Consider the following 8121-nt stretch of genomic DNA (forward strand, 5'->3'; position numbering starts at 1 on the left):
CCCGGGGGGAGGGTGACTTTCCGGGACCGAACCCACGGCACGAAAAAAGGCCGGGGCGGTGACGCCTCGGCCTTTTCGCGTTTAGAAAGTCTTTGGGCGATTCGCCCCGGGGGGCGGCTTACTTGAACGCTTCGGCGGGGATTTCGATTTCGCCCAGGTCGTTCATGCCCGGCTTGATCTTGACGTCGAACCGATTGCGGCGCCACTTCTCGGTCTTGCCGTTGATCTTCACTTCGTCGATCGAGCCGGCGGCCGCTTCGTGGGCGATGCGGAAGTTCAACTCCTCGCCAGCCGGAAGGCCTTCGATGGTGAGCACTCCATCTTTATCGCTGACCGCCGCGTAGGGGTGGTCGAGGACGACGACGTACGCCTTCATCCAGGGGTGGATGTTGCACTCGACGGGAATTGGAGCCGGCTCGGCTTCTTCGAGCTTGACTTCCTTTTCTCCCCCCGGCGGGATCGTGAAGTTCTGCGGGTTGTTGGCAAAAAAGTTCAGGTTGGCGTTGTGGCCGACCGCGTCGGGGTTGGTGACCTTGAGCGTGTCGCCGGCCTGAGCAATCACGACGTGCGGCTCAAAGCGGCACTTGTCGTTGGCCAGCTCGTGGGTGTCGTTCGACGGATCGGACTTCGGCAGCTTCGACCCACCACGCCCGGTGTAGACGTAGAGGATGACGTTCTGGATTCCGTTGTTCTCTTTGTTGACCAGCAGGCTCTCGTCGACCAACGGGTGCTTGCCGCAGAACGCTTGATCCTTGTTCGGATCGATCGCCGGAGGACTCGGGGGGGCTCCGCCGTAGACGAACTTGGCTTTGAGCGTTCCGGTTTCGGCCGCCATGGCAGTCGAACTAAGCAGGGTCGCCGTAGCGGCCAGCCCCAAGAAAGTGCGTCGCATCATGGGTATTCGTTCCCCGAGCCAGGTAGGGTAGGTTGCTTGCGGTGCTTCGCAGCCGATCTGCAAAGCGACTGCAAAAGAAACAGGCGATGGTCGAACAGGTGAGACCTCGACCACCGCCTCTTCAAATTAGCTACTTGTGAGCGGAGTGCCATACCGAGGTGGGATGAATGGTATAGGCGGACGATCCTCCGCTGGTGGGTAGATGAGTCATTATAAGTACCGCGGCGGGCAGAATCCAGCCCTTGGAGGCGGATTAGTGGCAGATCGTGGCCCAGCAGCGGTGGCTCACCCATCGACTCGCGCGAACTTTTTGAGCCGTAGGCGCTAGCCTCGGGCCTCGCAGCCCTGCATTTTCCGCTGCAGAACCCGCGGCTAGCGCCGTCGGCTCAGGGTTTCCCGACAGGACCCAAAGACCGTCGAACGGCCCGGTTCCGGCGGTGGACGCTACCGGTGAAGCTGGGAAAGCGGTACGTTTTGGCGGGAAAGCCCCCTTCTCGATCATTGGCAGAGTTTGCGTCTACGGAGTCGCGCGGTAATGAAGGTTTTGATTGTCGGTAACGGAGGTCGCGAGCACGCGTTGGCATGGAAGATTAAGGCCAGCCCGCGCGTCCGACACGTCTATGTCGCCCCAGGAAACGCGGGCACGGCAGTCGACGCGATCAACGTTCCGATTCCCGCCAGCGACCACGCCGGGCTGATCAAGTTCGCCAAGGAGAACGAGATCGATTTCGTCGTCGTCGGCCCCGAAGCTCCGCTGGTCGCCGGCTTGGTCGACGATCTGCAAGCGGCCGGGATCCGCGCGTTCGGACCTTCGAAAGCGGCAGCCGAGCTCGAAGGGAGCAAAGTCTTCTGCAAAAACTTGCTCCGCCAAGCCGACGTCCCGACGGCCGACTACCAAACCTTTCGCGACGCCGGCGATGCAATCCGCTACATCAAGGACCGCTACGCTGAACCCGATGCCAGCTGCCCGGTGGTCGTCAAAGCCGATGGCTTGGCGGCAGGCAAAGGCGTCATCGTCTGCTCGAACCGCCGCGAGGCCCTCGAGGCGATCGAGCGGATCGCCGGGAGCCGCGAGTTCGGTGCCGCCGGCGATCGGCTGATCATCGAAGAGCGGCTGAGCGGTCCCGAAGTGAGCATCTTGGCGATCACCGATGGGAGCACGATCCTGACCCTCCCCTCGGCCCAGGACCACAAGCCCGCGTTCGACGGCGACCAAGGACCCAACACCGGTGGAATGGGCGCTTACTGCCCCACTCCGATCGTCGACGCCGAGATGGTCGCCAAGATCGAAGCCTCGATCCTGGTCCCGGTCGTGCACGCGATGAAACGCTCGCGGCGCCCGTTCCGCGGCGTCCTCTACGCCGGGCTGATGATCACCGCCGCCGGCCCCAAAGTGCTGGAGTTCAACGTTCGCTTTGGCGACCCCGAATGCCAGCCGCTGCTGATGCGACTCAAGGGAGACCTGGTCGACATCATCGAAGCGGTCATCGACGGTCGCTTGGACCAGCTCGATCCGCCCGAGTGGGATCCGCGCCCCGCCGTCTGCGTCGTGATGGCCAGCGAAGGATATCCGGGCGAGTACGAAACGGGCCGCGTCATCACTGGACTCGACCGGGCCGCCGAGCTCGAGAACGTGAAAGTCTTCCACGCCGGAACCGCCGAGCAGGACGAAGATGTCGTCACCGCCGGAGGACGCGTGCTGGGAGTCACCGCGATTGGCCAAACGATCAGCGCCGCCAAACTCCAAGCCTACCGAGCGGTCCGAGAAATCCGCTGGCCCGGAGCCTGGTGCCGAAAAGACATCAGCGACAAGGCATTGGAATAGGCGGGTCGGAAGGCGCGGTCGGAGAGGGGCCACGGAAGGACACGGAAAAGCACGGAAGGAAACAGGGGAGAAGCGGGAGAGAGGTGGGGAGGGATCAAAAGCCTCGCCCCTTGGGTTTGATCGTGCTCCTCGCCTCAAACGTCTCGTCCCTCTCCTCCAATTCCCGCTTTTTCCGCAGCAACCTTACCTCTCTCTTTCTTCCGTGCTTTTCTGTGTCCTTCCGTGGCCCCCCGCTCAAAACCCGTCCGCCTTCCAGCCCCTGACCGTCAACTCTCCGGCTCGGTCGACTTCGACTCGCACGGCTCCTTCGGCGGCGGTCAGGCGGACTTCGGCACCTCCCTGCCCTAGCATCTGGCGGACTTCCTCGCGGAGACTGCGGTTCCCGCCGCTGACGACTACAACCGACGGCCGCATCCAGTCGAGCAGCGTCCGGGCATCCTCTTGAACACTGCCGTGATGCGGCGCCATCAACATGCCTCCCGGCGGGGGCCGCGAGTGCCGTAGCAAATGCTCGCTGCCAGGCATCTCGAGATCGCCCGGCAGCAAGATCGTCCTCCCCCGATGATCGATCCGCAGCACGAGACTATTGGCGTTGTCGCTGCCAGCGACCGGGAGCATCGGCGGATGCAGACAGCGTCCCCAGGGGTGCCCAGCGGCAGTTCGAAACTCCATCCCGCTGTGCAGCTCACGCACTGGGACCCGCTCGCGACGAATCGCCTGACGGACCGGGTCGAGCCCGCTTTGCCGCTGCTCCAACATCCCCGGCGGGGTCACGATCTCCGCGACCTGAAACCGCTCGAGCAACCCGGGGATCGCGTTGTAGTGGTCCGCGTCGGCATGCGAGACGATGATTCCGTCGAGCCGCCAAATGCCGCGAGACCAGAGCACGTCCTCGATCGGCTGGGCGCTCCACAGCGGATCTCCCAACCGGCCCGCGTCGTACAACCACACGCCACCATCGGGCAACTCAACGAGAGCACTCGTCCCGTGTCCGACGTCGATGAAAGTCACCGCCAGCGTCTCCGGGTCGTGCTCGCGATGCGTCGCTAGCGGCCACGCGACGAGCGTCCAGAGAACCATCCAGGCCAGCATCCACTTCCCGCGGCGCTCGCCCCGCAGCCCCCTACCCCAGAGTTTGTTGCCCCAGAGTTCGTTACCCCGGCTTGGATCGCCAGCGGGCACCAGCGCACCGGCCACCGCGACTGCATAGAACGCGACAACCCACCAGAACGGCGGCGGGGGCAACCAGAAGTGGCCGAGCGGGATCTCGCCGCACAGCTCCACCACGCCCCGCATCGTTTCGAGCGCCGCAAGGCAGATCCACCCAAACGGGATCGCCAACGGCCCACCAAACATTCCCACCGCGGCAGTGAATAGACCACCCACGAGCGCAACGGTCAGCGGCGCGATCATCAGGAGGTTGGCCAGCACCGACACCGGCGCGACGATTCCGAACGCCTGCCAGACCAGCGGCGCGGTCGCTGCCCAGACCCAAAAGCTGACCAGCGTGAACCGTACCGCCCGCCGCCACTGGCGGACTCCCGCGCGGACGATCCAGGGCCGCGTCGATTGCAGCAACGTCTCCAGCGGGTCGTCCTCGCGAATGCTCTCCATCACCCGCCGGCCCGCCAGGACCAGCACGACCACCGCGACGAACGAGAGCTGCGTGCCGGTCTGCAGCAAGTTCTGAGGATCGAGCACCAGCAGCGCCACCGCAGCCAGCCCGAGCGAGTTGAGCGAGCTGGTCTGCTTCCCCGCCCAGCTGCCGACGAGCACCGCACCGACCAGCATCGAGGCCCGCAGCACCGGCGGCCGGGCTCCGGTCAGAGCCGCGTAGAACACGCACACCGCGACCACTGCAGTCACCTGCCAACCGCGCGGCCAGCCCAGCAAGACCAACGCCATTGCGACCACCCCGGCCACCATCCCCAGATGCAATCCGCTGACGCTCAGCAAGTGCGCCGTCCCGGTCTCGACCAGACGGTCGCGCGTCTCGGGATCGACCGCTTGCCGCCGCCCGAGCACGAGCGCTGCGGCGAGCGGCCCCGCCTCCTCACCGACGCCTGCGTACAGCGCCCGTTCGCCCGCGACCCCGATCCACGAGAGCGCACGCCGGAGGCCCCACGCTTCCGGCGACTCCAAGACGAACTGGGAGGGCGAATCGACGCGGAGCTGAACGGCGATGCCTCGGGGAGCGTAGATCGCCCGCATGTCGACGGCCCCCGGATTCGTCGGCCCGTCGATCCGCTGCCAGTGCCCGTAGACCGTCACGCAGTCCCCCACCAGTCGCTCGCTGATGTCCCCTTCGACCGTCGCTCGCACCCTTCCCGACGCTGGCTCCCACCGCTCTGCACCGCGGACGCATTGGACCTCGAGCTCGACGACCGATTGATACCGCGGCGCACTCCCGCGACCGTACAAGGTGGCCAGCGCGTTGGGCCGCCGCTCCGGACTCGAAGCGACCACGGCTCTGAGCACCACCGGTTGCCAATCATCCTCGGCCATCGCCGCCAGCGAGCCTCCCGAGGCGGCACCGAACGAAGCGGCACCGAACGAAGCGGCACTGAGCGAGGCTTGCGACCACGCGGCCATCGCCATCGCAGCGGCCACGAGCGGAAGTGCGGCGACGAACCGAGACCCGGTGCCGCGGCGCGACAGCCCGATCGCCGCGACACCTCCGAGCAGCGCGAGCGAAGCCCAGCCGCCCGCGCTCCAAGGAGCCGCTCTGGCAGCCAGAATGCCCACCCCGCAAGCACACGCCAGCTGCACCCCGGGCAATTCCGCCACGGCTCGCTCGCCGGCTCGCCGACCGAGCCGCAGAGTGCCGACCGCCGCGCGTCTAGTGGGTTCTTTCACGGCTCGGCTTTGAGGTTCACGGTCCGTGTCCTAGCCCGGATTCCCGGCTAGACTGATCCGACTCAGTCGAGACACCCCATGCCAGGAGGCAATATCGATGCGACGAATGCTCAAGATAGCAGTATTCCTCTTACCGCTGCCATTTCTGGGGGGTCTCACAGGCATTGCCCAAGACATCCCTCGCAATCCGCTGGAGCCCTCCGCGTTGACTTATCCCGACACGCGACGCGGCGACGTCGTCGACAACTATCACGGCACCGACGTTGCCGACCCGTACCGCTGGCTCGAGGACACCGAGAGCCAAGAGACAGCCGAGTGGATCGCGGCGGAGAACCGCGTCACCCGCAGCTATCTCGATTCGCTCCCGGGCCGCGACGAACTTCGCCAGCGGCTGACCGAGCTCTGGAACTACGAGCGGTACAGCGCCCCGCGGCGGCGCGGCGAGACCTACTTCTTCACCCACAACGACGGGCTGCAGGACCAGAGCGTGCTCTACACCGCCGCGTCGCTCGAAGCCGAGCGCCGCGTCCTGCTCGACCCCAACACGCTCAGCTCCGACGGGACCGTCGCCCTGGCCGGCTACGCTCCGAGCGAGGACGGCCGGCTGCTCGCCTACGGATTGGCCGACGGCGGCAGCGACTGGCGGACCTGGAAAGTCCGCGATGTGGCCAGCGGCGAGGATCTGCCGGACACGATCTCGTGGGTCAAGTTCAGCGGCGTGAGCTGGTTGCCCGATGGCAGCGGCTTTTACTACAGCCGCTACGACGAGCCCACTCCCGGCGAAGAGCTGACCGGAACCAACTACGACCAAAAACTCTACTTTCACCAGCTCGGCACCGAGCAGTCGGCCGATCGGCTCGTCTACAAGCGTCCCGACGAGCCCAAATGGGGTTTCGGTCCGACGGTGACCGACGACGGGCGGTACCTGGTGATCAGCGTCTGGAAGGGCACTGAGCCGGTCACGCAGATCTTCGTCCAAGACCTGCAGCAGCCCGACAGCCCGGTCCGCCCGCTGCTGGTGGGTTTTGACGCCGAGTACGAGCTGGTCGGCTCCGACGGCGATCGGCTCTTCTTCCAAACCGACCTCGACGCCCCGCGGCGGCGGATCGTCGCCGTCTCGGCCAACGATGCTGGCGATCCCGCTTCAGAAGCCGAGACGCGACCGACGATCACCGAGGTCGTTCCGCAGACCGAGAATGTGCTCGAGTCGGCGAACCTGCTCGGCGACCGCTTCTTCACGATCTATCTTAAAGACGCTCGCTCGCTGGCCATCATCTACACGATCGCCGGGGCCCACGAACGGGATTTGGAACTGCCGGGCGTTGGCACGGTCCACGGTTTCGGCGGGCGACGCGATGCCCGCGAAACTTTTTACACCTTCACCAACTACGTCACCCCGCCGTCGATTTTCCGGATCGATCTGGAGACCGACGAGCAGTCGCTGTGGCGGCGTCCCGAAGTGGCGATCGATTCGTCCGCTTACGAGACCCAGCAAGTATTTTACGAAAGCAAGGATGGGACGCGGATCCCGATGATCCTGACCCACCGCAAAGGGCTGACTCGCTCGGGCGACAACCCGACGCTGCTGTACGCCTATGGCGGCTTCAACATCTCGCTGACTCCCGGATTCTCGCCGGCCGTCGCCGGGTGGCTCGACGCCGGCGGCATCTACGCCGTGGCCAATCTTCGCGGCGGCGGCGAGTATGGTCGCGACTGGCACGAGTCGGGGATGCTCGATCAAAAACAGAACGTGTTTGACGACTTCATCGCCGCGGCCGAATACCTGATCGCGGAAAAGTACACCAGCAGCTCCCACCTGGGGATTCGCGGCGGCAGCAACGGCGGGTTGTTGGTCGGCGCCGTGATGACACAGCGCCCCGAACTGTTCGCCGCCTGCCTGCCGGCGGTCGGCGTGATGGACATGCTCCGCTTCCACAAATTCACGATCGGCTGGGCCTGGGTCTCCGAGTACGGCAGCAGCGACGATCCGGAGCATTTCAAGAATCTGCTGGCCTACTCGCCGCTGCATAACTTGCGCGAAGGAGTCTGCTACCCACCGACGCTGATCACGACCGCCGATCGCGACGACCGCGTCGTCCCAGGGCACAGCTTCAAATTCGCCGCCGCCCTGCAAGCGGTCCAGTCGTGCGACAACCCCGTGCTGATCCGCATCGAAACCCGCGCGGGCCACGGAGCAGGAACGCCGGTCAGCAAATCGATCGACGAGTACACCGACTTGTGGTCGTTCCTCCTCGCCAACCTGCGTTGCCCCCTGAGCCGCAGGCGCTAGCCGCGGGAGAGCCGCTCCACCATCACCCTCCCCCCGGGAGGGTCGGGCTCTCAGGCCCGGGGAGGGCTGCTCGAACCGGTCCGCGATCACAGCTCGACGTCGCGTGTCGCCCTCCCCGCTCGTTCCTCGCGACCCTCCCGGGGGGAGGGTGAGGTTCCAAGATCAGCCGCCACGCGCTAGCCCGGATATTTCATCCGCTGATCAGCGTAGGTATCTAGCGCGAGAGCCTTAGTTCCGGTAGACATTGGAGTTACC

The 8121-nt window shown here is 65.4% G+C and carries 4 protein-coding genes; 2 read left to right on the plus strand and 2 right to left on the minus strand.

Going from position 1 to position 8121, the window contains the following annotated elements; translation table 11 throughout:
• Positions 1 to 118: 118 nt before the first annotated feature.
• The gene (locus tag GNK13_RS12965) at positions 119 to 895 is read right to left on the minus strand and encodes a methylamine utilization protein (protein WP_235935114.1); all 777 of its coding nucleotides are present in this window, start codon (positions 893 to 895) and stop codon (positions 119 to 121) included.
• Between the two features lie 535 nt (positions 896 to 1430).
• Between GNK13_RS12965 and purD the strand changes: the two genes are divergently transcribed.
• Positions 1431 to 2720 (plus strand): phosphoribosylamine--glycine ligase, encoded by a 1290-nt coding sequence (gene purD, locus GNK13_RS12970; RefSeq protein WP_164102955.1) that lies wholly within the window; start codon positions 1431 to 1433, stop codon positions 2718 to 2720.
• A gap of 234 nt (positions 2721 to 2954) precedes the next feature.
• On the opposite strand, the gene GNK13_RS12975 is transcribed toward purD, so the two are convergent.
• A complete protein-coding gene (locus GNK13_RS12975) occupies positions 2955 to 5576 on the minus strand; it encodes a ComEC/Rec2 family competence protein (protein ID WP_164102956.1) in 2622 nt (873 codons plus the stop codon).
• Between the two features lie 106 nt (positions 5577 to 5682).
• On the opposite strand from GNK13_RS12975, the gene GNK13_RS12980 reads away from it, so the two are divergent.
• Positions 5683 to 7866, plus strand: coding sequence for a prolyl oligopeptidase family serine peptidase (locus GNK13_RS12980; protein ID WP_390622512.1), 2184 nt, complete (start codon positions 5683 to 5685; stop codon positions 7864 to 7866).
• Positions 7867 to 8121 lie beyond the last annotated feature (255 nt).

Source organism: Candidatus Laterigemmans baculatus (assembly GCF_010367455.1).
In the GTDB taxonomy this organism is placed as follows: domain Bacteria; phylum Planctomycetota; class Planctomycetia; order Pirellulales; family Pirellulaceae; genus Laterigemmans; species Laterigemmans baculatus.

What these genes read in the sequence shown, in the direction of transcription:
- purD (WP_164102955.1), top strand. Translation starts at nt 1,431, where the DNA reads ATGAAGGTTTTGATTGTCGGTAACGGAGGTCGCGAGCACGCGTTGGCA.
- GNK13_RS12980 (WP_390622512.1), top strand. Translation starts at nt 5,683, where the DNA reads ATGCTCAAGATAGCAGTATTCCTCTTACCGCTGCCATTTCTGGGGGGT.
- GNK13_RS12965 (WP_235935114.1), bottom strand. Translation starts at nt 895, where the DNA reads ATGATGCGACGCACTTTCTTGGGGCTGGCCGCTACGGCGACCCTGCTT.